Annotated in this window: 23 protein-coding genes; 12 read left to right on the forward strand and 11 right to left on the reverse strand. The window is 50.9% G+C overall.

Translation table 11 applies throughout. The features are described 5' to 3' along the window. The first annotated feature begins 35 nt into the window (after nt 1-35). The 5 genes from H8K38_RS01055 to H8K38_RS18310 all read left to right on the forward strand — a co-directional run bounded on the left by H8K38_RS01055 (nt 36) and on the right by H8K38_RS18310 (nt 5,227). The gene (locus H8K38_RS01055) at nt 36-1,367 is read left to right on the forward strand and encodes a peptidylprolyl isomerase (RefSeq protein ID WP_255422770.1); all 1,332 of its coding nucleotides are present in this window, start codon (nt 36-38) and stop codon (nt 1,365-1,367) included. After that, complete coding sequence (gene pdxA / locus H8K38_RS01060) at nt 1,367-2,410, forward strand: 4-hydroxythreonine-4-phosphate dehydrogenase PdxA (protein WP_186882935.1); 1,044 nt, start codon at nt 1,367-1,369, stop codon at nt 2,408-2,410. The genes H8K38_RS01055 and pdxA overlap by 1 nt, the downstream gene beginning before the upstream one ends. Next, nucleotides 2,407-3,183: a 16S rRNA (adenine(1518)-N(6)/adenine(1519)-N(6))-dimethyltransferase RsmA gene (rsmA, locus tag H8K38_RS01065; RefSeq protein ID WP_186882936.1), complete on the forward strand. Its 777-nt coding sequence runs from the start codon at nt 2,407-2,409 to the stop codon at nt 3,181-3,183. The genes pdxA and rsmA overlap by 4 nt, the downstream gene beginning before the upstream one ends. A 56-nt stretch (nt 3,184-3,239) precedes the next feature. Further along, nucleotides 3,240-4,886, forward strand: coding sequence for a glucose-6-phosphate isomerase (pgi, locus tag H8K38_RS01070; protein ID WP_186882937.1), 1,647 nt, complete (start codon nt 3,240-3,242; stop codon nt 4,884-4,886). A 215-nt stretch (nt 4,887-5,101) separates the two neighbouring features. Continuing rightward, nucleotides 5,102-5,227, forward strand: coding sequence for a hypothetical protein (locus tag H8K38_RS18310; protein WP_255422771.1), 126 nt, complete (start codon nt 5,102-5,104; stop codon nt 5,225-5,227). Nucleotides 5,228-5,332: 105 nt separating this feature from the next. Here H8K38_RS18310 and gloA read toward each other — a convergent pair whose 3' ends face one another. The 6 genes from gloA to glyQ all read right to left on the reverse strand — a co-directional run bounded on the left by gloA (nt 5,333) and on the right by glyQ (nt 11,429). Continuing rightward, nucleotides 5,333-5,731 carry a lactoylglutathione lyase gene (gloA, locus tag H8K38_RS01075; protein ID WP_186882938.1) on the reverse strand — a complete coding sequence of 133 codons (399 nt, stop codon included), beginning with the start codon at nt 5,729-5,731 and terminating at the stop codon, nt 5,333-5,335. A 101-nt stretch (nt 5,732-5,832) separates the two neighbouring features. Beyond that, complete coding sequence (locus tag H8K38_RS01080) at nt 5,833-6,753, reverse strand: M48 family metallopeptidase (RefSeq protein ID WP_186882939.1); 921 nt, start codon at nt 6,751-6,753, stop codon at nt 5,833-5,835. A 210-nt stretch (nt 6,754-6,963) separates the two neighbouring features. Then, nucleotides 6,964-7,710, reverse strand: a complete 747-nt coding sequence (locus tag H8K38_RS01085; protein WP_186882940.1) for a 1-acyl-sn-glycerol-3-phosphate acyltransferase — start codon at nt 7,708-7,710, stop codon at nt 6,964-6,966. Nucleotides 7,711-7,742: 32 nt separating this feature from the next. Continuing rightward, nucleotides 7,743-8,318, reverse strand: a complete 576-nt coding sequence (gene gmhB, locus H8K38_RS01090; protein ID WP_186882941.1) for a D-glycero-beta-D-manno-heptose 1,7-bisphosphate 7-phosphatase — start codon at nt 8,316-8,318, stop codon at nt 7,743-7,745. A gap of 23 nt (nt 8,319-8,341) precedes the next feature. Continuing rightward, nucleotides 8,342-10,426, reverse strand: coding sequence for a glycine--tRNA ligase subunit beta (glyS, locus tag H8K38_RS01095; protein WP_186882942.1), 2,085 nt, complete (start codon nt 10,424-10,426; stop codon nt 8,342-8,344). A gap of 70 nt (nt 10,427-10,496) precedes the next feature. After that, nucleotides 10,497-11,429 (reverse strand): glycine--tRNA ligase subunit alpha, encoded by a 933-nt coding sequence (glyQ, locus tag H8K38_RS01100; protein WP_186882943.1) that lies wholly within the window; start codon nt 11,427-11,429, stop codon nt 10,497-10,499. A gap of 248 nt (nt 11,430-11,677) precedes the next feature. On the opposite strand from glyQ, the gene H8K38_RS01105 reads away from it, so the two are divergent. The 4 genes from H8K38_RS01105 to H8K38_RS01120 all read left to right on the forward strand — a co-directional run bounded on the left by H8K38_RS01105 (nt 11,678) and on the right by H8K38_RS01120 (nt 15,572). Further along, nucleotides 11,678-14,203, forward strand: a complete 2,526-nt coding sequence (locus H8K38_RS01105) for a bifunctional diguanylate cyclase/phosphodiesterase (RefSeq protein WP_186882944.1) — start codon at nt 11,678-11,680, stop codon at nt 14,201-14,203. Nucleotides 14,204-14,206: 3 nt separating this feature from the next. Beyond that, nucleotides 14,207-14,449 (forward strand): hypothetical protein, encoded by a 243-nt coding sequence (locus H8K38_RS01110; RefSeq protein WP_186882945.1) that lies wholly within the window; start codon nt 14,207-14,209, stop codon nt 14,447-14,449. Nucleotides 14,450-14,526: 77 nt separating this feature from the next. Continuing rightward, nucleotides 14,527-15,180, forward strand: a complete 654-nt coding sequence (locus H8K38_RS01115; protein ID WP_186882946.1) for a 3'-5' exonuclease — start codon at nt 14,527-14,529, stop codon at nt 15,178-15,180. 185 nt (nt 15,181-15,365) lie between these two features. Next, entirely contained in the window at nt 15,366-15,572 is a 207-nt protein-coding gene (locus H8K38_RS01120) for a hypothetical protein (protein WP_200178844.1), read from the forward strand. Nucleotides 15,573-15,697: 125 nt separating this feature from the next. On the opposite strand, the gene H8K38_RS01125 is transcribed toward H8K38_RS01120, so the two are convergent. The 3 genes from H8K38_RS01125 to H8K38_RS01135 all read right to left on the reverse strand — a co-directional run bounded on the left by H8K38_RS01125 (nt 15,698) and on the right by H8K38_RS01135 (nt 17,612). After that, nucleotides 15,698-16,186, reverse strand: a complete 489-nt coding sequence (locus H8K38_RS01125) for a DUF805 domain-containing protein (protein WP_255422772.1) — start codon at nt 16,184-16,186, stop codon at nt 15,698-15,700. Nucleotides 16,187-16,290: 104 nt separating this feature from the next. Further along, nucleotides 16,291-16,605, reverse strand: coding sequence for a TM2 domain-containing protein (locus H8K38_RS01130; RefSeq protein ID WP_186882947.1), 315 nt, complete (start codon nt 16,603-16,605; stop codon nt 16,291-16,293). 461 nt (nt 16,606-17,066) lie between these two features. Continuing rightward, nucleotides 17,067-17,612, reverse strand: coding sequence for a GNAT family N-acetyltransferase (locus tag H8K38_RS01135; protein WP_186882948.1), 546 nt, complete (start codon nt 17,610-17,612; stop codon nt 17,067-17,069). A gap of 260 nt (nt 17,613-17,872) precedes the next feature. On the opposite strand from H8K38_RS01135, the gene H8K38_RS01140 reads away from it, so the two are divergent. Both H8K38_RS01140 and H8K38_RS01145 read left to right on the forward strand, forming a co-directional pair. Then, nucleotides 17,873-19,306 (forward strand): L-cystine transporter, encoded by a 1,434-nt coding sequence (locus tag H8K38_RS01140; RefSeq protein ID WP_186882949.1) that lies wholly within the window; start codon nt 17,873-17,875, stop codon nt 19,304-19,306. Nucleotides 19,307-19,505: 199 nt separating this feature from the next. Continuing rightward, nucleotides 19,506-20,678 carry a serine hydrolase gene (locus tag H8K38_RS01145; protein WP_186882950.1) on the forward strand — a complete coding sequence of 391 codons (1,173 nt, stop codon included), beginning with the start codon at nt 19,506-19,508 and terminating at the stop codon, nt 20,676-20,678. Between the two features lie 175 nt (nt 20,679-20,853). Here the strand turns inward: H8K38_RS01145 and H8K38_RS01150 are convergent, their stop codons facing one another. Further along, nucleotides 20,854-21,885, reverse strand: a complete 1,032-nt coding sequence (locus H8K38_RS01150) for a Glu/Leu/Phe/Val dehydrogenase (protein ID WP_186882951.1) — start codon at nt 21,883-21,885, stop codon at nt 20,854-20,856. 294 nt (nt 21,886-22,179) lie between these two features. After that, nucleotides 22,180-22,830 carry a hypothetical protein gene (locus tag H8K38_RS01155; RefSeq protein ID WP_186882952.1) on the reverse strand — a complete coding sequence of 217 codons (651 nt, stop codon included), beginning with the start codon at nt 22,828-22,830 and terminating at the stop codon, nt 22,180-22,182. A 440-nt stretch (nt 22,831-23,270) separates the two neighbouring features. On the opposite strand from H8K38_RS01155, the gene H8K38_RS01160 reads away from it, so the two are divergent. Next, a complete protein-coding gene (locus H8K38_RS01160) occupies nt 23,271-24,479 on the forward strand; it encodes an efflux RND transporter periplasmic adaptor subunit (protein ID WP_186882953.1) in 1,209 nt (402 codons plus the stop codon).

Genomic DNA, 24,479 nt, shown 5'->3' on the forward strand with positions numbered 1-24,479 from the left:
CAGATTTTTAGAACATTATGCGACATTTATTGCACATGAAACAACGCACTTTTATTTCTGTTTTGGCCGTTTCCGCAAGTTTGCTGACAAGTCAGTTCAGTCTGGCGCAACAGGCTTCAGCCCCTGCTAAACCGCAAGCCATCAACAGTATTGCCGTGGTCGTGAATGATGAAGTGATCACTCAGCAAGAGGTTAATGAGCGCATAGTGTCTGTTGAGCGCCGGCTCAAAGCGCAAGGAACCGCCTTGCCTGACCGCGCCGAATTAAAGAAACAATTAATTGAACGTCTGATTGTTGACCGTGCCCAGTTACAGTTGGCCAAAGAAAATGGTATGCGGGTTGATGATGTGATGCTGGATCGTACCTTACAGCGCATGGCCGAGCAGAATAAAATGAATCTGCAGGAATTCCGCAATCAGATCGAACGTGAAGGCACTTCATTTGCGCGTTTCCGCGAAGAAATCCGCGACGACATCATGATGCAACGTATTCGCGAACGTGAAGTGGATAGCAAAATTTTGATTACTGAATCAGAGATTGATAATTTCCTGGCAGCAGAAGCCAGTGCCAAAGTAGGCAAGCAAGAAATCAATTTACTGCATATTCTGGTTCGTATTCCTGAAAATGCTACTGCCGAGCAAATCGCTTTGCGCCGTAATCGCGCTGAAGAAGTCGTGCAGAAATTACGTTCTGGCGGTGATTTTGCCAAACTGGCCGTGACTTATTCTGACAGCGCTGAAGCCTTGAAAGGTGGCGATATCGGTTGGCGTGAACAAGATCGTATTCCACAGTTGTTTATTGACGCGATCAACAAAATCAAGGTTGGTGAATTTTCTGAAATCGTCCGTAGCCCGAATGGCTTTCATATTTTGAAACTGGTCGGGAAGCGTGCTGCCAGTGAGGGCCAGCCTGCAGTTGCGGCGGTTCAGCAAACCCGTGTTCGCCACATCCTGATTAAAGCGAATCAGATCGTGACCGAAGCGGAAGCGCGTCAGAAATTACTGGATCTGAAAAAACAGATAGAAAATAAAACGGCGACATTTGAAGAGTTGGCCAAAACCAATTCTGCTGATGGCAGCGCGTCCAAAGGCGGTGATCTCGGCTGGATTTACCCAGGTGATACCGTGAAAGAGTTTGAAGATGCGATGAATAAGCTCGCCATCAATGAAGTCAGTGATCCTGTGCAGTCGCCGTTTGGTTTTCATCTGATTCAGGTGCAGGAACGTAAAACCGAAGATCAGTCGAAAGACCGCCAGCGTATGACGGCACGTCAGGCTTTACGCGAACGTAAATCGGATGAAGCGCTGCAGGACTGGCTGCGCGAATTGCGTGACCGTACCTATGTTGAATACCGGGAAGATCAATAATGCCTGAACCAAGATTGCCGGCCATTGCCCTGACGGTAGGAGAACCGGCAGGAATCGGACCGGAAATCTCATTGCGTGCGGCATGGTCTTTACGTCACGAAGTCCGACCAGTACTGATAGGGGACGCCGCTTATCTGGCGATGCTGGCAAATGAGATTGATCCGGCCATTCGCCTGATGGCAGTCTCGATCGAAGCAGTCAGAAATTACGGCTTGTCCGCCATCCCCGCAGATCGAATGAGCGTCATTGATTGCCCGCTGAGTGCGCACGTCGTTGCGGGTCAGCTGGATCCGCGTAATGGCCGTGCGGTATTGCATACATTGGATGTTGCTATCGAAACGGTGGAGCAAGGCTGGTGTGATGCTGTCGTTACTGCCCCTTTGCAGAAAAGCACGATCAACGATGCTGGTGTGAAATTCAGTGGTCATACAGAATATTTCGCAGAAAAAACGCATACACCACAAGTTGTGATGATGCTCGCCTGCGAAGCCAGCGCTCATCTGCCTCAAGCTTTACGCGTTGCGCTGGCAACCACACATTTACCATTAAAAGACGTTCCGCAGGCGATACAGCCAGAACATTTGTTGCGCACGATACAGATCATCAATACTGACTTGCGAGACAAGTTCGGTCTGTTGCAGCCACGCATTCTTGTCGCTGGTTTGAATCCGCATGCCGGTGAAAATGGTTATCTCGGAACTGAAGAGATCAACGTCATCACCCCCGTGATTCAGCAGGCGCAAAGCATGGGTATCAATGTCAGCGGCCCTTATCCGGCGGATACTTTGTTTCAGCAAAAATATCTGGCGGATGCGGATTGCGTGCTGGCGATGTATCACGATCAAGGCCTTGCGGTTCTCAAGCATGCGAGTTTCGGGCTGGGCGTCAATATCACTTTGGGATTGCCGCTGATCCGTACCTCCGTCGATCATGGCACGGCGCTCGACCTCGCTGCAAAAGGCGTGGGACACGCCGATATCCGCAGCATGCAGGTCGCGATACGCACCGCTGCTGTTATGGCAAAAAACAAAACATCATCATGAAACATATTCCACGTAAACGTTTCGGTCAGAATTTTCTAACCGATCAATTGGTATTGAGCCAGATTATCCGCTCTATCAATCCGCAGGCTGGTGATACGATGGTTGAGATCGGCCCAGGTCTCGCCGCGATGACGCGCTTACTGCTCGAAGGTGTGCCGCAGATGCATGTGGTCGAGCTCGATCGCGATCTGGTCGCCCGTCTGAAGAAAAGTTTTTCTCCCGAAAAGCTGATCGTGCATGAAGGCGATGCGCTTAAATTTGATTTCTCCTCTATTCCTGTACCGGAAGGAAAGAAATTACGGGTCGTCGGTAATTTGCCGTACAACATTTCCAGCCCCTTGTTGTTCCGTCTCGCTGAAATTGCACCGCTGGTTCAGGATCAGCATTTTATGTTGCAAAAAGAAGTGGTTGAGCGCATGGTCGCAACGCCGGGCAGCAAAGCGTATGGACGTTTGTCGGTCATGCTGCAATGGCGTTATCACATGGATTTGTTATTCATCGTGCCGCCGGAGGCTTTTGATCCGCCGCCGAAAGTGGATTCGGCGATTGTGCGCATGATTCCTAAAGCTGAAATGCTGGCGTGTGAGCAAAAAAACCTGGAAGCCGTTGTGACCAAAGCATTTTCGCAGAGACGTAAAGTGGTGCGGAATTGCGTCGCCGGGATGTTTACTGAGCAACAGTTAATTGATGCCGGTATCGATCCGCAAGCGCGGCCTGAGACGATTGCGCTTGAACAATATGTCAATCTGGCTCGCCTTCTGCCTGCTGCATAATTTCTGCGTAACTGCGGATTAATTTTTCACTTTCTGTTCACATTGGTTTTGACGATATGAATATTACGCTGACACCGGAATGGTTATCCCTGTTAGAACATCAAAAGCGCCTGGAAAAAACGCATTTACGCGATCTGTTTGCACAGGATAGCCAGCGATTTCAGCGTTTTTCATCAGAGCTGGAAGGCTTGCTGGTCGATTATTCCAAGCAACGTCTGGATCAGCCTGCGCTCGACAGCCTGATGGCATTGGCGCGTTTAGCCGATGTTGAAGGCTGGCGAGATCGCATGTTTTCCGGTGAAAAAATTAACATCAGCGAAGACCGCGCTGTGTTGCACACCGCTTTGCGCCACATGGATTACAAGGCGTTTCCGGCAGTCGACAATGATGTGATGCCGCAAGTGCGTGCAGTGCGCAAGCAGATGCGCGACATTGTTGAACGCGTGCGCAGCGGTTTATGGCGTGGCTTTAAAGGCGATGCGATACAGAATATTGTGAATATCGGTATCGGTGGTTCCGATCTGGGCCCCAAGCTGGCAACCCGCGCACTGTCAGCTTTACAGCATCCGCATCTGAAATTTTATTACGTGTCGAATCTCGACAGTGCGCATCTGGCGCCTTTACTCGAAGAGCTCGATCCGCGCACGACGCTGTTTGTGGTGGCATCCAAAACGTTCACCACGCAGGAAACCAGCATTAATGCGCATACCGCACGTACCTGGCTGATGGCAGCCGCGATGGAGGAATGGGCGATTGCCAAGCACTTTATTGCGGTCACTTCCAGCCCGGTCAAAGCGCATGAGTTTGGCATCCCCGATAGCAATATCCTTGAAATTTGGGATTGGGTCGGCGGTCGTTATTCTTTGTGGTCGGCCGTGGGATTATCGGTGGCGCTGGCGATAGGCATGAATGGCTTTGAGCGCCTGCTGATGGGGGCGGAAGCGATGGATACCCATTTCAGAACGACGCCGCTGGAGCAAAATCTGCCAGTCCTGATGGCGCTGATTTCGATCTGGAATACCAATTTCCTCGGCGCTGAAACCACGGCGATATTGCCGTACAACGAGTCTATGCGCCATTTGCCGGCATTTTTACAGCAATTGGAAATGGAGTCGAATGGCAAAGCGGTTGATCGTGATGGGCAGGCGTTAACTTGTCATGCCAACCCCATCGTCTGGGGTGAAATTGGCGTGAACGGGCAACATGCTTTTTTCCAGTTATTGCATCAGGGCGGCTGGTTGATTCCTTGCGATTTTGTGGTGGCCGCTTCCAGTGATTTCCCTTTACCCGGGCATCAGGCACCATTGCTGGCGAATTGTCTGGCACAAAGCGCGGCACTGGCATTTGGTAAAACCGAGGCGCAGGCACGTGAAGAGTTGACGCAGGCAGGGCTGAGTGAGGTGCAGATTGCGAAACTTCTGCCGCACAAAGTGTTTGCCGGTAATCAGCCTTCGACCACGATACTGATGCCCGGTCTTGATCCTTTCCAGCTTGGGATGCTACTGGCACTGTATGAACATAAAGTTTTTGTGCAGGGCGTAATCTGGCGCATTAATTCATTCGACCAATGGGGAGTTGAATTAGGTAAACAACTGGCGAACCGCTTGTTGCCGGCGATTTTAGGCGATCAGTCGAATGATGCACAGTTGGATACATCGACCAGCGGCCTGATTGCGTATTTCCGACGGTACGGACACGTCTGATTGTTGGCGTACATTAGCTGACATGTGCTGTTACCGAATTGGTTCAGTGCCTGATGCAGAACTATCGTCTTACTGCTCACAAATCACATTCAGGCATTAAAGGTTAAATAATGAAAAATACTTAATCAATGAATAATTGATTCAAGGAAACTTTATTGACCTCACAGGTCTTTAGTTGCTATAAAGAAAGACTTTCTTTTGTCTGAGTTTTGCATATGTGGACGGCCATTTTTACCGGTTTATTACTGCTGTTTATTCTGAGTATGCTGTTTCTGGCAAAAGCAATTAATCAGATGGTGAGTCGTCCGGACGAACAGGAAAAAGAACCTGAGCAAAGGTAGCGGAACCGCTGCTTGTCCTTTGACTCGCATGAAAAAAGCGCAGAATCTCTGCGCTTTTTTATTTGATCTGGTTAGTACAGCAATAGGGGCTTATTGCAGCAAACCTTACAGACTAACCTCAGACATACGCTGGATGAATTCAATTTTATAGCCGTCAGGATCCTGTACAAACGCAATCACCGTATTGCCACCTTTCACCGGGCCAGCTTCACGTGTCACATTGCCGCCGCGTGCTTTGACGGCTTCGCAGGCCGCATACGCATCCGGAACCGCGATGGCGATGTGTCCATACGCTGTACCCATGTCGTACTGCTCAACACCGTAGTTATAAGTCAGTTCCAGTTCCGCATGCTCAGGGTTGCAGCCGTAGCCGAGAAACGCCAGCGTGTACTTGTATTCAGGATTATCCGACTGGCGGAGTAATTTCATACCAAGAACTTCGGTATAAAAAGCGATGGATCGTTGTAAGTTACCGACGCGTAACATGGTGTGCAGAATGCGCATGTGTTTTCCTTTATATACTGGGGGGAGTAAATCAAATTTATTCAAAAAGTCTTAGTGTTGATGCGGATAAAAGGGGGAATATTCAGGATACCCCCCATTTTTCAGAAATCAGGCAGATCAGCGCTGGCGTGTTGGCGCAACTGATGGCGGGCAATTTCGAAGTCAGGGAAGACCGATTGTACCGTCGCCCAGAAGCGCGGACTATGGTTCATTTCCCGCAAATGCGCGAGTTCATGTGCGACCACATAATCAATAATCTGTGGTGAAAAATGGATCAGCCGCCAGTTCAGCCTTATCTTGCCTTGCGATGTGCATGATCCCCAGCGCGTCGTTGCTGCCGACAAAGCCATGCTGTGATAACGGACATTCAACTTCTCGGCGAAGATGGGTAAGCGCTGATTAAATTCGCGTCTGGCTTCTTGCTGCAACCACGCCTGCACCCGGTCTTTCAATTGCTGCTCGTTTGCGTCATGGGGCAGGCTGATTATCAGCTCGCTGGCTTCGTGCCGGAAATGCGTACCGCTGGCAGAGGCCGGTGTGATACGTAAGGTAATCTCATTGCCCAGGTAGGGCAGCCTGGCACCATCACACCATTGCATTACCGGTCGGGCGCGACGTGCTGTCAGTTCTCGCCGCTCTGCCAGTTTGCGCAATATCCAGGTTTGTTTTTCATGGATGGCTTTTTCAATGTCCGCAAGTGTGACCCAGCGTGGCGCGGTGATGCGCAGGCCATCTTCGTTAATCAGAAAGCCTATGCTGCGTCGCTTCGATCTTTGCAACTGATATGTCAGCCAAGTTCCTTGCAACTGTACGCGTCGCAGATCACCTGTTCGCCGCTCTATGTCGGTCTCTGTCGACGGGAGCTGAGGTGGCGGTTGTAAGGTCGCTGGTGGTTGTGCTACCTGGCTGCCAGGTTGTGGTGTCGGCGAACGCAGACGTTCCGACACCAGAAAATCACTGAATAAATCCAGTTGCAAGGCGCGTTGTATCGCTTTACCTAAAGATGGGAGCGGGGATTTCATTTCAACCGAGACACACTGAGTACACTGAACTTGTTTTGCACGCTTTTATCCGGAACAACAAAAAAGAGATTAGCCAGTGCGCAATGTATACCAAGTTGAAAAAGTCCGCAGAAGTCGCCAGAAGTGGCGGCCGGTGGCGAGCCATATTGAATACCGTCGCCCGTGATACCGCGCCTGCCGATATATTCTGACGGCAGGCGAGGCTGGTATTTATTTCTGTTCGCTTTTATACACGTCAGGCGAAATCACGCGCATTTCTGCTTCTATCCAGGTTTCGACTTTTTGCATCAGTTCTGCTGCTGTGCAGCCATCCGGTGAGATCGGTTTCCCTACCGATACTGTGATCAGACCGGGCTTTTTGATAAACGAATTTTTCGGCCAGCATTCACCTGAGTTCAATGCGATCGGCACCACCGGCGTATTGGTTTCCACTGCCAGACGGGCGCCGCCACCTTTGTAGGAACCTTTTTTACCGACTGGAATACGGGTACCTTCTGGGAACATAATGATCCACTGGCCATCTGCCAGACGTTTTTTGCCAGTGCTGACGACTTGGGCAAACGCATCTTTACCTTTTTTTCTGTCGATAGGAATCATGCGCAACATGGAAATTGCCCAGCCAAAAAATGGGATATACGTAATCTCTTTTTTGAAGACAAAGACCAGTGGTCTCGGTGTTGCCATCAGCAGAAAAATAGTTTCCCATGCCGACTGATGTTTAGACAAAATAATCGCTGGCGCATCCGGGAAATTTTCATAACCTTTGAATTCGTAGCGGATACCGCAAACGACTCTGGCGGCCCACACCACAAAGACATTCCAGCGCGCCGTAATGTAGTAACGCTGGTTATACGGCAGAAACGCGAACAGCATGCTGATTGGCGACCAGATCACCGTGATAGCAATCATCAGCAACATGAAAATAAAAGAGCGGATAAAAAGAATAGCGCGATACATGAGATTTCCGTTCATTACGACTGACAGCAGAGTCAGATCGCAATATTAATGTCAGTTTTGTTATCAGCCTGATTTGCCGCAAGCAAATTATCGACCATGGTTGCGAGGTCGGGATGAATTTGTGTGCCCGGTGGCAGCCCGCCTTTTTCCTGCGTTTTCTGGCCTTTACCCGTCAGCACCAGATGGGGAATGCAGCCGACCACAAAGCCAGATTGCAGGTCGCGTAAAGAGTCACCGATGGTATGCACGCCTTTCAGATTGACTTCATAGCGGCGGGAGATTTCCTGCAACATACCGGGTTTAGGTTTGCGGCAATCGCAATTATCGTCGGCCATATGCGGGCAAAAAAAGACGGCATCAATCGTCGCCCCGACTTGTTGTGCTGCCGCATGCATCTTCTGGTGAATTGCATTGAGCGTGGCCATATCAAACAACTTACGCCCGATGCCTGACTGATTGGTTGCCACCACCACGCGATAACCCGCCTGATTCAGGCGGGCGATCGCTTGCAGCGAACCGGGGATAGGAACCCATTCATCCGGCGACTTGATGAAGGCATCGGAATCATGATTGATGACGCCATCGCGGTCGAGAATAATGAGTTTCATCGGCAAATCCTTAGACGTCATTCTTAAGCAGCGAGTTTAGAAATATCAGCAACCTGATTCAGCATCCCGTGCAGGCTCGATAACAGCGCTAAACGATTAGCCCGCAAAGCAGGGTCTTCAGCGTTTACCATCACGTCATTAAAGAAGCTGTCGACCTCAGCGCGCAAAGCGGCAAGTGTTTTCAGCGCAGCAGTAAAATCGCCTTTGGCAAAGGCCGCATCAACTTGTGGTTTCACATCAGCCATTGCTTTTGCCAGCGCCTGTTCGGCTGCTTCTTGTAATAATGCTGCATTCACTGCACCCGGAGTGCCTTCGGCTTTTTTCAGGATATTGGTGATACGTTTATTTGCAGCGGCCAGCGAGACTGATTCCGGTAAAGCTGCGAATGCCTGCACTGCCTGCAAACGTTCGACGATGTTGTCCAGCGTATTCGGATTTTGCGCAACGACTGCTTCAACTTCATTTTGCGCAAAGCCACGTTCACGTAATTGGCCGCGCAAACGGTCGAACAGGAAATTCAAGACGTCTGCGGTCGGATCTTTGAACTGGCTATTGCCAGCAAATAAAGCGACGGCGTCCGCCAGTAAGGCAGATAAAGACAAGGGCAAACGTTTCTCAACCAGCATGCGCAAAATACCCAGGGCATGACGACGCAGCGCAAACGGATCGCGGTCGCCGGTTGGTTGCAGACCTATGCCCCAGATACCAACTAAGGTTTCCAGTTTGTCGGCCAGCGCAACGGCGGTGCCGGTTGCAGTTGCTGGCAATGTGTCGCCTGAAAAACGCGGCTGATAGTGTTCGGACGCTGCGGCGGCAACGTCGGCATGTTCGCCATCGTGCAGAGCGTAATACGTGCCCATGATGCCTTGCAGTTCAGGGAATTCGCCGACCATGTCGGTCAGCAAATCGGTTTTTGCCAGCAAGGCCGCACGTTCTGCCAGTGCAACATCGCTATGCAGCGCTGCGGCGATTTTTCCGGCCAGTGTTTTGACCCGTTCTGTGCGTTCGGCTTGCGAACCCAGCTTGTTGTGATACACCACGTTCGCCAGCAGAGGCAGACGCGATGCCAGCGTTTTTTTCTTGTCTTGCTCAAAGAAAAATTTAGCATCCGACAAGCGCGGGCGCACCACGCGCTCATTGCCCTGGATGATGTGTTCCGGCGTTGCCGTTTCCAGATTCGAGACGATCAGAAAGCGTGAACGCAGTTTGCCGTTGGCATCGGTCAGCGCAAAATATTTCTGATTGGTTTGCATCGTCAGGATCAGACATTCCTGCGGAACTGCCAGAAATTCCTCTTCGAAATGACATTCATAAACGACTGGCCATTCGACCAGTGCCGTCACTTCATCCAGCAGCGATTCCGGCATCAGTACCAGATCGTCGCCTGCCTTTGCCAACAGCGCGGTGCGGATTTGTTCTTTACGTTCGCTGACGCTGGCAATCACTTTGCCTTCGGTTTTCAGCGCAGCGGCGTAATCGTCGGCGTGGCTGATACTGACTTCGCCAGCGGACAGGAAACGATGGCCTTTGGTGATGCGATCACTGCTCAGACCAAGCAAGGATAAAGGGATGATGTCCGCACCGTGCAGAGTGATGATTTTATGTACCGGACGTACAAAATGCACAGTATCGCCATCGGGACGCTGATAACTCATCACTTTAGGAATCGGTAATTTGCTGATCGATTCTTCTATGGCAATTTGCAATGCTGGTGCCAGCGCGGAACCGGCTGCGGTATAGGTATAGAAAAAACTCTCTGCTTTACCGTCGGCCGCGCGCTCCAGATCACTGATCTGTAAATCAGCGAAACCCATCGCGGCGAGTTTCTTTGCCAGTGGCGCGGTCGGCTGACCGGCGGCATCCATAGCGACAGAAACCGGCAGCACTTTTTCGCGGATTTGTTTATCCGGCGATGTGGCACGCACACGCGTGATACTGACGGCCAGACGGCGCGGTGAAGCATAGCTGGTGGCGACGGAATCTGCTTCTAAGAAATCACGTGATTTCAAGCCATTGACGATGCCAGCGGCAAACGCTTCGCCGAGTTTCGCCAGCGCTTTGGGTGGCAGTTCTTCTGTAAATAATTCAACTAACAGTGTTTGATTCATGTTTATCTTTCCTGCATACCGGTCAGCAACCGGCATCCGAAATTATGTAAGGCGTCTGCGCGTTCAGGTTTCAGGCGACAACAGGTTTATGCTTATCGTCGGCGGCGCACATAGGGAAACCGAGCGCTTCGCGCGACGCGTAATAGGCGGCAGCAACTGCGCGCGACAGATTACGGATGCGGCCAATATATGCGGCACGTTCGGTGACCGAAATCGCCCCGCGCGCATCGAGCAGATTGAATGTGTGTGCGGCTTTCAGGATCATTTCGTAGGCAGGCAACGCCAGCGATTTTTCTGTTACTTCGAGCAGACGCTTGGCTTCTGCTTCGTAATTAGTGAACAACGAGAACAGGAAATCGGTATTTGAATATTCAAAGTTGAAGGTCGATTGCTCAACTTCATTTTGATGGAAGACATCGCCGTAGGACAGGCGCACGGTTTTGCCGTTTTCTTCGCGTTCGGTCCAGACCAGATCGTAGACATTTTCCACACCTTGCAGATACATCGCCAGACGTTCGATACCGTAAGTGATTTCACCCAGGATAGGTTTGCAATCAATGCCGCCGACTTGCTGGAAGTAAGTGAATTGCGTGACTTCCATACCGTTGAGCCAGACTTCCCAGCCCAGACCCCAGGCACCCAGCGTCGGGTTTTCCCAGTCATCTTCAACAAAGCGGATGTCGTTTTGCTGTAAATCCAGCCCCAGTGCCTTGAGTGAGCCAAGATACAAATCGAGAATGTTTTCCGGTGCCGGTTTCAATACCACCTGATACTGATAATAGTGTTGCAGACGATTCGGATTTTCACCATAGCGACCATCTTTCGGACGGCGTGATGGCTGGACGTATGCTGCACGCCAGGGTTCAGGCCCGATCGCACGTAAGAAGGTGCCAGTGTGCGATGTTCCTGCACCGACTTCCATATCGTAAGGTTGCAACAAGGCGCAGCCTTGTTTGTCCCAGTAATCTTGTAATGTCAGGATGATTTGTTGAAATGTGAGCATCGTGCTGTCTGCCTTTATCGCAGCCTGGGCGGCGCGAGGAATAATGTTTGCTAAACCTTCGATTTTAACCTAGAAATGCGGGTAGTAATGTCATCCACTCAGACTAGGCGACACATTGCCGCAACGTGAAACGCCGTCGTGCTCACTTTTCGTTCTTCACATCAACGTTTATATTGCGTTAATGTTTTTAACAAGGTATAAAAATCTTCTCGCAGATTTCACGACGATTGATGGGAGCGATGTAGCTGATGGACATAACAGGCCGCACAAATTCTTTGGACGAAGAGTCGCAAAGATTGGAAAACTGGTATCTGCTGCTGGGAGAGCTGACGGATTGTCTTTGGTATCCGGATGATTTACCCGGATTGCTGGAAGGATTTTGCAAGATACTGGTGTTGCGGGCAGGCTATTCACATACTGAAATTTTTTTTGAAAACAATGGTGAAAAATCCCGTTTTGAAGCGACTTCTGCACGGGCACCGGATTTTTTGTTTAACTCCTCAGATGATGAGCACTATGGCACCCATGCGCTGACGCTGGATTTCAATGTCGCACCGCAGATGCATCTGACATTATCTTTCAGAGCATCATTTGAACTCAATGAAGCAGCAGAGCCAAGAAAAGTATTGACGCGTTTTGCGGAAGAGCTGGTCAGTGCAGTCCGCGCGCTGCTGACCACACAAGATCATCATGATCTGCAAAATAATCTGGAGTTGCTGGCGCTGTCAGTGCACCAAAGCCCGTACGCGATACTGATCACAAATGCTGTCGGTGAGCTTGAATACTGCAATGCCGCCTATACCCGTATCTCAGGTTTCAGCCTGAACGAAGTCAAGAAAACCCATGTGCTGTGGAATAACGGCGCTGCCAGTGATGCCGCGCATAGAAACGCGTTTCTGGCGTTGAAGAGTGGTGAACACTGGCATGGCGATGTACAGAGCCGACATCTTAATGGTCATCTGTACTGGGAGCGGCAGGTCGTCAGCCCTTTGTACAATGAAGCCGGACAGGTCACACATCTGGTGGCCGTGCGTCAGGATATTTCTGATAAGCAGTTTCAGTTACAGGAAGTGGAACAGGCCTTGTTGTTGCGGGAACAGGCGCTGGTATCGAGCAGCAATGGCATCATGATTACCCGTAGTGACCAGGCCGATCACTCTATCGTTTATGTGAATCCGGCATTTGAACGGATCACCGGTTATCGTGCCGACGAAGTGATCGGGCGTGAAGGGCGTTTCCTGGTGCGTGATGATCTGGCGCAGCCGGACCTGGAAGAAATCCGTTCTGCCCTGCGCGAGCGGCGCGAGGGGCGCGCTTTGCTGAGAAATTATCGCAAAGACGGCTCGCAATTCTGGAATGAGTTGCGGATTTCACCGGTCAAAGATGCTGCCGGTGCGGTGACGACTCATTTTGTCAGCGTGATTAATGACGTCAGCGAACGTGTTAATTATCAGAAAGAACTCGAATATCAGGCTACGCATGACAGCCTGACCGGGTTGGCGAACCGCAATCTTTTGAATGACCGCATTTCTCAGGCGATTGCCTGGGCCAAACGCCAGAATCTGCATGTGGGTTTGCTGCTGCTGGATCTTGATCATTTCAAACTGATCAATGATGCATCCGGTCATGGTGCCGGTGATGAAATGCTGAAGCAAGTCGCACAACGGCTGAATATGTGTGTGCGTGATACCGATACGGTTGCCCGTCTGGGCGGCGATGAATTTGTGATCGTGTTGACGGATTTGCCCGAGAGCGGTGACGTGGATGTGATTTCAGAAAAAATCATGCAGTCCTTATCCCGGCCCATGCACATCAATGGCAGCGAAATTTTTGTTACCGCCAGTATCGGCGTATCGGTGTATCCACGCGATGGCGATCATGGTGAAATTCTGCTGCGTTATGCGGATATTGCGATGTACCGCGTCAAAGAACACGGGCGCAACAGCGTCCGTCAGTTTATTCCCGAAATGGGCGTCACCGCGATCAGCCGCCTGAATATGGAAAGCGCGATGCGGCGTGGTCTGGAGCTCGCTGAATTTGCCTTGCATTACCAGCCAAAAATTGATCTGAAAAGCGGGCTGGTCGTTGGCGCCGAGGCCTTGGTGCGCTGGTATCACCCGCAGATAGGTCTGATTCATCCTATAGAATTTATCCCGCTGGCTGAAGAAACCGGGCTGATTTTGCCGCTCGGCGAATGGGTCTTGAATGAAGCCTGCCGCCAGCAGGTTGCCTGGGTCAATAACGGGATGGGCGTGTTCAAGATTGCGGTGAATATGTCTTCACGCCAGTTCCGCCAGGATGATCTTGCCGAGCGCGTTGCCAATATTATTCAACGAAGTGGCGTTGACCCTCACGCAGTCACACTGGAATTAACCGAGAGCATGGTGATGCAGGATGTCGGCAGCACGCTGATGACCTTGCGTTCACTGAAAAATCTCGGCTTATCGATTTCACTCGATGATTTCGGCACGGGCTATTCCAGTTTGTCTTATCTGCGGCGTTTCCCGATTGATGAGCTGAAGATCGATAAATCATTTATCAATGATATTCATGTGAATCCGGATGATGCCGCGATTGCCGGCGCGATCATTGCCATGGGATTGAGTCTGGGTCTGAATGTCGTGGCGGAAGGTGTAGAAAAAAATGAACAGGCAAGCTTGCTCAAAGAGATGCGCTGCACTCAGGTGCAGGGATATTATTTTTCTAAGCCAGTGGATGCGTCCGCTTTTGAAGCGTTCGTACTGAAAAATCAGGCGCGGCGTGTTGAGGAGTGAGTCATGAGCAAAGCGGCGACCAATCAACTGGTGTGGCACGTCGGCGCTGTTAATGCCCTGGCCGATATATTGGTCGATGCCGAGATTCAGAAATCGCTGGCGGTGGGCGATCTGACGATTTATCATTTTCAGCATAATGGCAGCGAAAAAATGGCGGTGACTTTGCCTGATGGGCAGTCTCTGATGATTTCACTCGCGGTGCGTGCCAGCCACCCCGCACGCCGCCGGCAGGATGTCAATGACTAGCCTTGTGCGTCGTTCATGCTGCATGCTGCCGGTACTGATAGACTGGCAGTCATTCCGTCATTCACCACACTTATTCCATGATGTCAGAACAGGAAACAACCCTGCCGCTTTACCCGGGGATCGCTGAAGCCAATATCCATATCGTTGCAGATGCCGCCTCAGCTGCGTTTGCGCATCTGCATCTGTCGCAGGCGAGCGTGCTCGGTTTTGATACTGAAACCAAACCCGTCTTTCAAAAAGGCCAGCGCCATCAGGGGCCGCATCTGATACAGCTGGCGACCGAAACCAAGGCCTTTCTTTTTCCTGTCGTGCAGGCCGTGAATATCGATGTCGTCAAAGCCGCACTGGAAGCGCAGCATATTCTGAAAGTCGGCTTCGGCTTGAGTGACGATTTGCGGCATTTGAAAAGCAAACTCGATATCACGACGACGAACGTGCTCGATCTGGCCAAAGCCTTGCGCGAAAACCGACATCAGGATATGGGCGCCAAAGCGGCGGTGGCAAAATTTTTCGGCATGCAGTTATCGAAATCAAAAAAGACCTCGACATCCAACTGGGCGCAGCAGCCGTTGACGGACAAGCAGATTGCCTACGCGGCGAATGATGCACATGTCGCCTTGCTGGTGTATCAGCGCTGGCTGACCTTGCAGCCAGCAATCCGAAAAGCGACAACACCTGCAAGCACGCCGACAACGACGTCAACGACTCCAGCATCGGCGCTATCGCGCTAGCGTGCCAGATTTTTTCAGGGAAAACAGCATACTCCCCCATTATTTTATAAAAACGCCGCTATTGTCGGCATAAACAAAGGGCGATTTAAGATACTGGGGGGGAGTATTATTGAGGCTCGCAGAGCCTCTGCAGGCAGGCGTGACCGCGATAACGCTTTCGTCTTAGTCTTGTTATCATCTTGCACATGATGTCTGAAACGAATAAACCGATACAGCAAAACTGCCGTTTATGCGTGCATTACTACATTACGCATGATGTGAATTTCATGTACGGATGCCGCATGTTTGGTATTAAAAGTCAACGTCAGCCTTTGATGGAGATTGTCGAAGCGTCAGGTCAGCCTTGTGAGGGATTTGAATTGAAACAACGCTTGCCAGCGTCTGGTTCGTAAAATTCCCGGGCTACAAAAAACACCGGAAAAAAGAAAAAGCGACATCGTAGGTGATGTCGCTTTTTTATTTGCAGAGACACGATCAGGTCAGCACCTGATGATTTGTTCTGACGATGCCGGTCGGCTTATTTGACCGGAGCACCGTAACGATTTTCTGTCTTTTGCCCTTCGCTCGCGAGGAACACCAGCAGCACGATGATACCGATGACAGGAACGAGTGCGATCAGCATCCACCAGCCACTGCGGTTGGTATCATGCAGACGGCGCATGGTAACCGCAATGGCAGGGATGAATGTACCTAGTGCATAAAGACCACCGAGAAACCCCATACCTGATGAAATATTTGAACTGCCAGTGATGCCATCGACCAGACCTAAACCCATACTGATCAGGATGTTAAACAGGAAAAAGAACCAGTATTCTTTGCGACGTGCACGGCCACTGAAGCCGGCATAATTTCTGAGTACAGCGACATACCAGTCGAACGCCTGAACTTCATCGCCAGCAACGTTCGCCGATGGTGCCGACACCGTTTGCTGCGCACCACAATGCGGGCAGGTTGCAGCAGTTTCGTGAATTTCCTTACCGCAGCCGCGGCAAAATACCATGCTCATAGTTTTCCTTTTCAGATAATTTTTTCAGCACATTGACAGATCACTGGCCAACACCGCATCGTGCATACGTCGCAGGCTCGCCAGGTTTGCTCGTTGCTGTGATCTCAGGTCCAGAGGTTGATCGTATTACCGTCTTTATCGGTGAAGCTGCCGACCACGATCATGATGAAATCGATCAGTGCCCAGATACCCAGACCACCAAACGTCAGCAACTGCAAAATACCGGTACCGATTTTTCCTACATAAAAACGGTGTATGCCAAAGACGCCTAAGAAAAAGCACAGCAATGCAGCAGGCAAAATCCGCTTGTCGGAATTGCTCGCTTCTTTTGGCGTTCCCTGTGGTGCGCCACAATTGGGGCAGGTCACAGCGGTTTCATGAATTTCCTTACCGCAGCCGCGGCAAAACACCATACTCATTTTTTCTCCTTGATTTGTACTGCGACGAAAGCGGCGAGCCAACGATGTGGCGCGCGATACCGATGAATTATTGAAAAGGAAGACGCTATTCAACATGAACTTCAACTGCTTGTTGATGTGCGGGCAATCTAATCATAAAAGCAATTCTAAGAGAGAAGTTGTTTGAATGAAATGAAAAAATTCAAATAAGACGGAACTTACGCAACATTGTCTGCGTAAGGCATCAATACAAACGCAGTGCAAAGGCAGCGTAAAACGATATGACGAGGATGCATCAGCTTAGCGAGAGGTTGGCGGGCTGGCTGCGCAAGAAGCTCGAATGGACTCAGTGCATAACGATGTTGTAAAAATGAACGAGCGTTGCTGATGGCAGACGAATGAAAAAAAACGACATCGTAGGTGATGTCGCTTCAGGGGAATCTTTTGACCTTGCTGACGCTTGTGAGCCAGTGTTGGCAGACTTAATTTGACTGATGCTGCGCGGCGCTGTTCGCTTGCCAGACTGCACGCGGCATATCGTAGACGGCGACTTGCATGTCGTACCATGATTCGGTTGCTTTAAACTGCATACCTAGTTTTTTCATGACGTGGGCGGACGCATGATTATCCGGATGACAGACGGCACACAACAGCGGCGCGTTCAGGGTGTCGAAGGCAAAGCCAGCCATCGCTCTGGCTGCTTCTGATGCATAGCCGTTGCCCCAGCGGTCACGGCGCAGCCGCCAGCCAGTCTCCAGCGGATTCGCCGGATCGCGCCCCAGATGCTGAATACAACCCGCACCGACTAACTGACCGCTGTCTTTTTCAAAAAACGACCACCAGGAAAATCCGTATTCTTTCCAGCGCGCTTTGACGCGATCGATCATCGCTTGCGTGTCGGCGGGTGTATCCGGTTTTCCGGTGATGTAACGCATCACTTCGATATCGCTGTTCATCGCGAACAGCCCATCAAAATGACTATCGTCCATCGGAATCAATTGCAGGCGTGGGGTAAGCAAGATCGTCATTGTCGGCATCCTTCTCAGGCGTCAGAGTTAAATCAGTGTGGCTGCTTTGCAGCAAGACGCTCAGTGTATTTGTACCGGAACGCTTTCGCAATGCGCTTTGATACGTGCGCTCTTGGGGCGACGTCGCCACCACGCAGTGACTTTATCGTTGCCAAGTATAATCACAGGAATCATTGATTTTTTATCGAAAAATCTCAACATGCTGAGTGGCCTATCCGTCACTGCTTTTCACTTCATTTCATTTAGACAGAGGCAAGTTCATGATCGGTCCGATCGCTACTTATTCCACCATCTTTGTTTTGATTAATCTGGCCATCGCTGTGGCGATAGGCGGATTGATGTACCGGCAGCAGCGTATGGAGGCAACGTTCACCGTGCGCGTGCTGACTGGCTTGGTGCTGGGCGTATTGCTGGGTGCAGCGATGCATCTGTTGTATAGCGGTGATGTCAGCACGGCAGCGATTATCACCACGACCAATGCTTATCTCGACATCGTTGGTACAGGTTACGTCAAGCTGTTGCAGATGATCGTGATGCCGCTGATTATGGTGTCGATCGTCGGCGCGATTCTGAAACTGAATGGTGCCAGTGAACTCGGAAAAATCAGTGCCTTGACCATAGGCACCTTGCTGGCAACGACAGCAGTCGCAGCGGGCATCGGCATTCTGATGGCCAAATTCTTTGGCCTGACTGCCGTTGGCTTGAGTTCAACGGCGGCCGAAGTCGCGCGTGGCGAATATCTGCAAGGCACGCTGGCAAATGCAAAGGCAATCAGCCTGCCAAGTTTGCTCTTGAGTTTTATTCCGACGAATCCGTTTCTGGATATCACCGGCGCACGTAAAACATCAACAATTGCGGTGGTGATTTTTTCGATTTTCATCGGTCTTTCTGCGACCGGCATCGCCACAGCCAAACCCTTACTGTTTGCCTCATTTACCCAGTTTATCAACGTCGCCCACGCCATTGTCATGCGCATGGTTTCCATGGTATTGCGTCTGACACCGTATGGCGTTTTTGCTTTAATAGCGATGGTTGTGGCGGAATCGAGTTATGCCGATATTCTGAAGTTGATTAACTTTGTCGTCGCATCGTACAGCGCGCTGTTGCTGATGTTTGGCGTACATTTATGTCTGATTGCCGGTGCTGGTCTGAATCCGGTTAAGTTCGCTAAAAAGATATTTCCGGTATTGGCATTTGCGTTTACTTCGCGCACCAGCATGGGGGCGATTCCTATGAATGTGCAGACTCAGACCCAGCGCCTGGGGACACCGGAAGGCATTGCGAATTTCGCTGCCTCATTTGGTGCGACGATAGGCCAGAACGGTTGTGCCGGAATATATCCTGCGATGCTGGCGATCATGATCGCGCCAACGGTGGGCATAGATCCATTTACCTTCAGTTTTATCGCGCAGTTAATTGCGATTGTGACGATAGGTTCGATCGGCGTTGCCGGTGTCGGTGGCGGCGCGACCTTTGCTGCCCTGATCGTTCTTTCAACGATGAATCTGCCAGTCGCATTAGCGGGACTGTTGATTTCCGTGGAACCCTTAATTGATATGGGGCGTACGGCATTGAATGTCAGCGGTGCGATTACAGCGGGGACGATCACCAGCCGGGTATTGGGTGAAACCGATATGAACGTGTTTAACAGCGATGCAGAATTCACGACGGACGAGGCTGAACACCGAGTGTAATCTCCTTTCTGTTACTAAGCAGACCTCGCAAGCCGCCTGTATCCTTTTTCAGGCGGCTTCGTCATTTTTAACGCATGTATTTTTAATGCATACCGGAATGACAGATGGTGAAAATGCCGGGGTGCTGAGATTGCTCATTTTTTAAGTCCGTAGTTAAATGAATGCCGCTTGTTCTTTTAATGAAAAATAAGGTGATCGCATGGGGATAAAAAAACTGCTGTTTATTGTTAGCGGAGCTGTTTTGTTTTTCAGCGGATATTCATTTGCTTCTGCGCAAGTGAGCGCTCAGCTTGTATCAGCAATGCCGGACAATGCGGCGTTATTAAGTACGGCGGAAACGCAATTAGCGAATAATATCCGCGCACTTCTTCAGGAAAAATGTCAGCAGAATCAGTTTTCCGGTGCGATATTAATCGCGAAAGGAGAGCGCCTCATTGCCGATGGTGTGTGCGGGCAGGCAAATAAGCGCTACCACTATGCGAATACGATAGACACTAAATTTAATATTGCGTCGATAGGAAAGATGTTGACCGCTGTCGCGATTGCGCAATTGGCGGACGCGGGAAAACTCAGTTACGACGATAAGTTGAGTCAATACGTGGATGCGAGCTGGTATCCCAAAAATGTACTGGATAAGGTCACGATACGGCAGTTGTTGTCACATCGCGCTGGCTTTGGCGACATGCTGTCGCAGCAGATAACGCACGCGTCCTACATCAGACTGCTGTTTTTGCGAGAGCTCGCAGATTACAAACCATTATTGCAAGGCGACGCGCTGAAAGCCGAACCGGGCAGCCGTTTTTTCTATAGCAATACAGGGTATTTTTTATTAGGTCTGGTGATCCAGAAGGCATCTGGAGAAAATTTTTTCAGCTATATCCGGGATCATATTTATCAACCTGCAGGGATGCTGAACTCTGACAGTTATTTCCGGGATGAGCCTGTCGATAACATGGCGACCGGCTATTTTTCTACGCCGGAAGCGCCAGATTTTTCAAAAGAGAATAATTTTTATATTCCTTTGCGGGGACTGCCATTCGGTGCAGGCTACTCGACCGTCCATGATTTATGGCGCTTCACTACCGCATTGCAGAGCGGGAAGTTAATTAAAAAAGCTACGCTGCAATTACATTTGGCTGATAACAGCCAGGGACAAAACGCGGGCGGCAGACCCTACGGTTTAGGCTTTCAGGTATGGAATAGCGCATTAGGAAAAGTGGCGGGACATTCCGGTAGTCTGCGCGGCGTGTCCGGCGATGTTGCAATGTACCTCGACAGTGGATACACGATGATCGTGCTGTCGAATTATGATTCTGCCGGATCTTTACCTGCGCAATTGGAGGGCTTGCTGCCTAAGTCAGCGGAAAAGTGAGCTTTCACCTTTACGTGATGTGAGCTTGGCCGTGCGCTTTTTTTGATCCACTCGTTGACAACGCAGCTGTTCAGCAGATGTCGGTATTAAGCCCGGATGAAAAAAAGCCACCTGACATGTTGTCCAGGTAGCTTTGCGATGACGGTATCAGTGAATCAGTATACCGTCAGCATGCTTAGTTTTTAAACTTCGCTTCCGCGATGCGATCAGCTATCACGCTGGTTGGCAAACCTTCTGCATCGGCGCGGGTGAATACTTCTGCCAGGGTGTCGCCGATACGGCGTACATGCGCTTCCATGCCGTCTTCCGGTGTATTCAGGTATTCGTAGCAGACTTTGATAATGCCGCCGGCATTAATGACGAAATCCGGCGCGTACAAAATACCTTTCTGGCGACAGGCTTCACCGATATCGGCGGTGGCTAACTGATTATTGGCCGCACCTGCAACGATCCTGGCTTTCAGGCGGGAAAGCGTATCCGGATTCAGTGTCGCACCGAGAGCGCAAGGCGCATAAATGTCGGCCTGCACATCGTAGATCGCATCAATGCCGACGACTTCTGCACCCAGCTCGTCTTGCGCGCGTTGCAATGCAGCCTGATCGATATCGGCCACGACTAATTTTGCACCTGCTGCATGCAGACGGCGGGCGTAGTCGTAACCGACATGCCCCAGGCCTTGCAGCGCAACGGTCAGACCGTCAAAGCTATCGCGTTTGAGTTGATGTTTGATTGCGGCTTGTGCGCCGACGAAGCAGCCGAGTGCGGTAAATGGTGACGGATCGCCACGGTCACCGAGACCCGCGACGTATTTTGTTTTGCTGGCGACATTGGCCATATCTGCCGGGCTGGTGCCGACGTCTTCTGCCGTGACATAGCGACCGCCGAGACGCTCAAGCGCTTCGCCCAGGGCTTCAAACAAAGCCGGTGTTTTATCTGTTTTCGGGTTGCCGATGATGACGCTTTTACCGCCGCCGATAGGCAGGCCGGCTACCGCGTTTTTATAAGTCATGCCGCGTGAGAGGCGTAGTACGTCGCGTACCGCTTCTGCTTCGCTGGCATAGTTCCACATACGGCAGCCGCCCATTGCCGGGCCGAGATGCGTATTGTGAACAGCGATAATGGCTTTCAGGCCGGATTTTTCTTCTGAGGCAAAAACAACCTGTTCGTGGTTGTCGAAGTTGATTTCGTTAAAAACAAAAGCGGTCATGCTTATGGCTCCGCGCGGCGTAATACTGTGAACCTGATAAGGCTACAGTGTCTGGCCGCAAAAAGTGAATGAAAAAGGACAAAACGGGTACAACAAATACTGGATAAAAAAAAGCTTCTGATTGCTGGTTGGTGCAATCAAAAGCGCAGGGCGGTGATTGTGTCACGCGGGAGGAAGTATAAGGGACGCCAGACATTTACTCAAATCCGGACCTGTTCTGATACCCGCAGCAAATCAATACGGAACAAACCGGCATCCACAATGTCTGGCGCAGATTTGAATATGCCATTCATTTCATGCTGCGGCTTTATCTGACGCCGGATGCAGCAGGCCGAATAATTCTGCGGTATAACGGGTTTGCGATTTAACGCAGCAACCGCGGGAATACGCATTCATGAAACCATGCCGGGTTCCTTTGGCGAGTTCTGCCGGATGACCGCGTTGGCGCAGATCGTTGACCAGTTTCGCGGGATCAAAAGCTGCTTCCTGTTCCGCAAAAATCAGGCGTACAGGGCAAACAGGAAGTACTTCTCGATAATCGCGTATCCGTGAGCCGTAAAACAGCACCATGTTCTGCAATGAACGCACGAATTCGTGCTGGCTGCTGATCCATAGGGCACTGGCGCCGGCGCTGAATCCTATCGCATGAGTCAGCCCGGTGTGCTGTTGCAGGATAGCATCGAGCTTTTCTGTATAGCGGGCGACGCCGCCTTCGGCAATGAAGGCCTGGTATGCGTCTTGCTCCGAACGGAACTGGCGTTCAGTATCCTGAAACGGGCTGATGATGAGGGCATTGACTGAGAGCTGACGTACCAGACTCTGTACCGCAGGGGTAATTCCAAAGACATCGGTGGCGATCAGTATGGTCGCAGCGTAGTTGGCTGATGCAGCAGTTACGGGGGCAGCTGGGGATGCAGTTTGAGCAGATTTGACAGAGGCTGGCACAACAAATACGGAAAAGCAAAGGAGGCCGGAGCCTACCGGACTTGCAGGGGAAAAGCAAGCCGTACAAAGGCTTGTGCCTGTCTTATTTAATACACGCAATGCCCGATTGACAAGAGCTTTGCGACTCATGGATACTGCCAGCTTCATTCCCTCACGACGCATTTATTGAATGCAAGTGTAATTCGCGGGATGCTGAAAAACTGACTGGCAATATTGAGTGTTTCCGGGATTTTTCCCGTGCCATTGTGTTGATGCTGACTGATGTTGGTTGAATCTGGTCCCTGTCTTTGACCTCGGTTTTACCTCACGTTTACTATTTTCAGGTCTGGTCAGCGTCATGTGTTGCGATGTTCAGCATGACAGGTTCGTTCGTTGAACCTTTTTTCTTTATTTTCAGTCCAAGCTGCCTTCTAAAAATTAGAGTATTCCGGAGATTCCTTATGTTGCGACCTAGTCTGATTGTATTAAGTATTGCACTTGCCTTCACCGGCTGTAGCAAGTTCAAAAAAAGTGATGACCAGACAAAGGCCAGCGCCTCTGCGACTGCCGATAAACCTCTGATGGTGACCAATGAGGATTTATCCACCGTACAGAGTAATGCACTCTCTTCTGGCCCCGTGATTACCGGCTCTATCCAGCCAGAACGAAAAGCTGATCTGCGTTCAGAAATTTCCTCGGTTGTTTTGCAGGTGTTGAAAGAAAACGGCGAAACCGTGAAGCGCGGCGATACGCTGGTGCGGCTGGACGACACGTCGATCAAAGACAGTCTGCATTCCGCGCAGGAAGCCGAGCGCGCTGCGGTGCAGACGTTTGATCAGGCCGAGCGCCAGTTGCAGCGTCTGAAAACCCTGCGCGCTTCCGGTATGGCATCCACTCAACAATTAGAAGATGCTGAAATCCGTCGCAACAACACGCAAAGCGATCTGGTTGCCGCAAAGGCGCGCACAGTGCAGGCACGTCAGCAATTACAACGCACGGAAGTCCGCGCACCGTTTGACGGCGTGGTCAGCGAACGTAAAGTGTCGGCTGGTGATACCGCACAAATCGGTAAGGAACTGGTGAAAGTCATTGATCCGACCAGCATGCGTTTTGAAGGATTGGTATCGGCCGACAAAGTCACCAGCGTCAAGATCGGACAAGCAGTCTCTTTCCGCATCAATGGCTATGGCAATCAGGAATTCAGAGGAAAAGTGAAGCGCGTCGATTTAGCGGCGAACGCAACGACACGTCAGGTCGAAGTGCTGGTCACATTAGGCGAGGGCACACAGCCACGCGTATCCGGCCTGTTTGCCGAAGGCATGATAGAAGCGACATCCATGGAAACCCTGATGATCCCCGGTTCTGCACTGGTACGCGATGGTGACAAGGCGTATGCATGGCGCGTCAAGGATGGTGTTCTGAATAAAGTCAGCGTCAGCATCGGTGAGCGTGATCCGCGTCGGGGCGATTTTGTGGTGCGCAGCGGCCTGCTGAATGGCGATAAGGTGGTCAGCAATCCGCTGTCCACGTTGAAGGACGGGCAAAAAGTGCAGATGGTGGCTTCTGTTCCTAAAAATACGCCCGTTGCAGTACCTGCACCGGCAGCGGCATCCGCTGCAGCAGCCTCAGCTTCAGCTTCAACGACAGCTTCTGCGGCTGCGGGGAAATAA

Origin of the sequence: Undibacterium sp. FT79W, assembly GCF_014284215.1 — a bacterium.
GTDB lineage: Bacteria > Pseudomonadota > Gammaproteobacteria > Burkholderiales > Burkholderiaceae_D > Undibacterium > Undibacterium aquatile.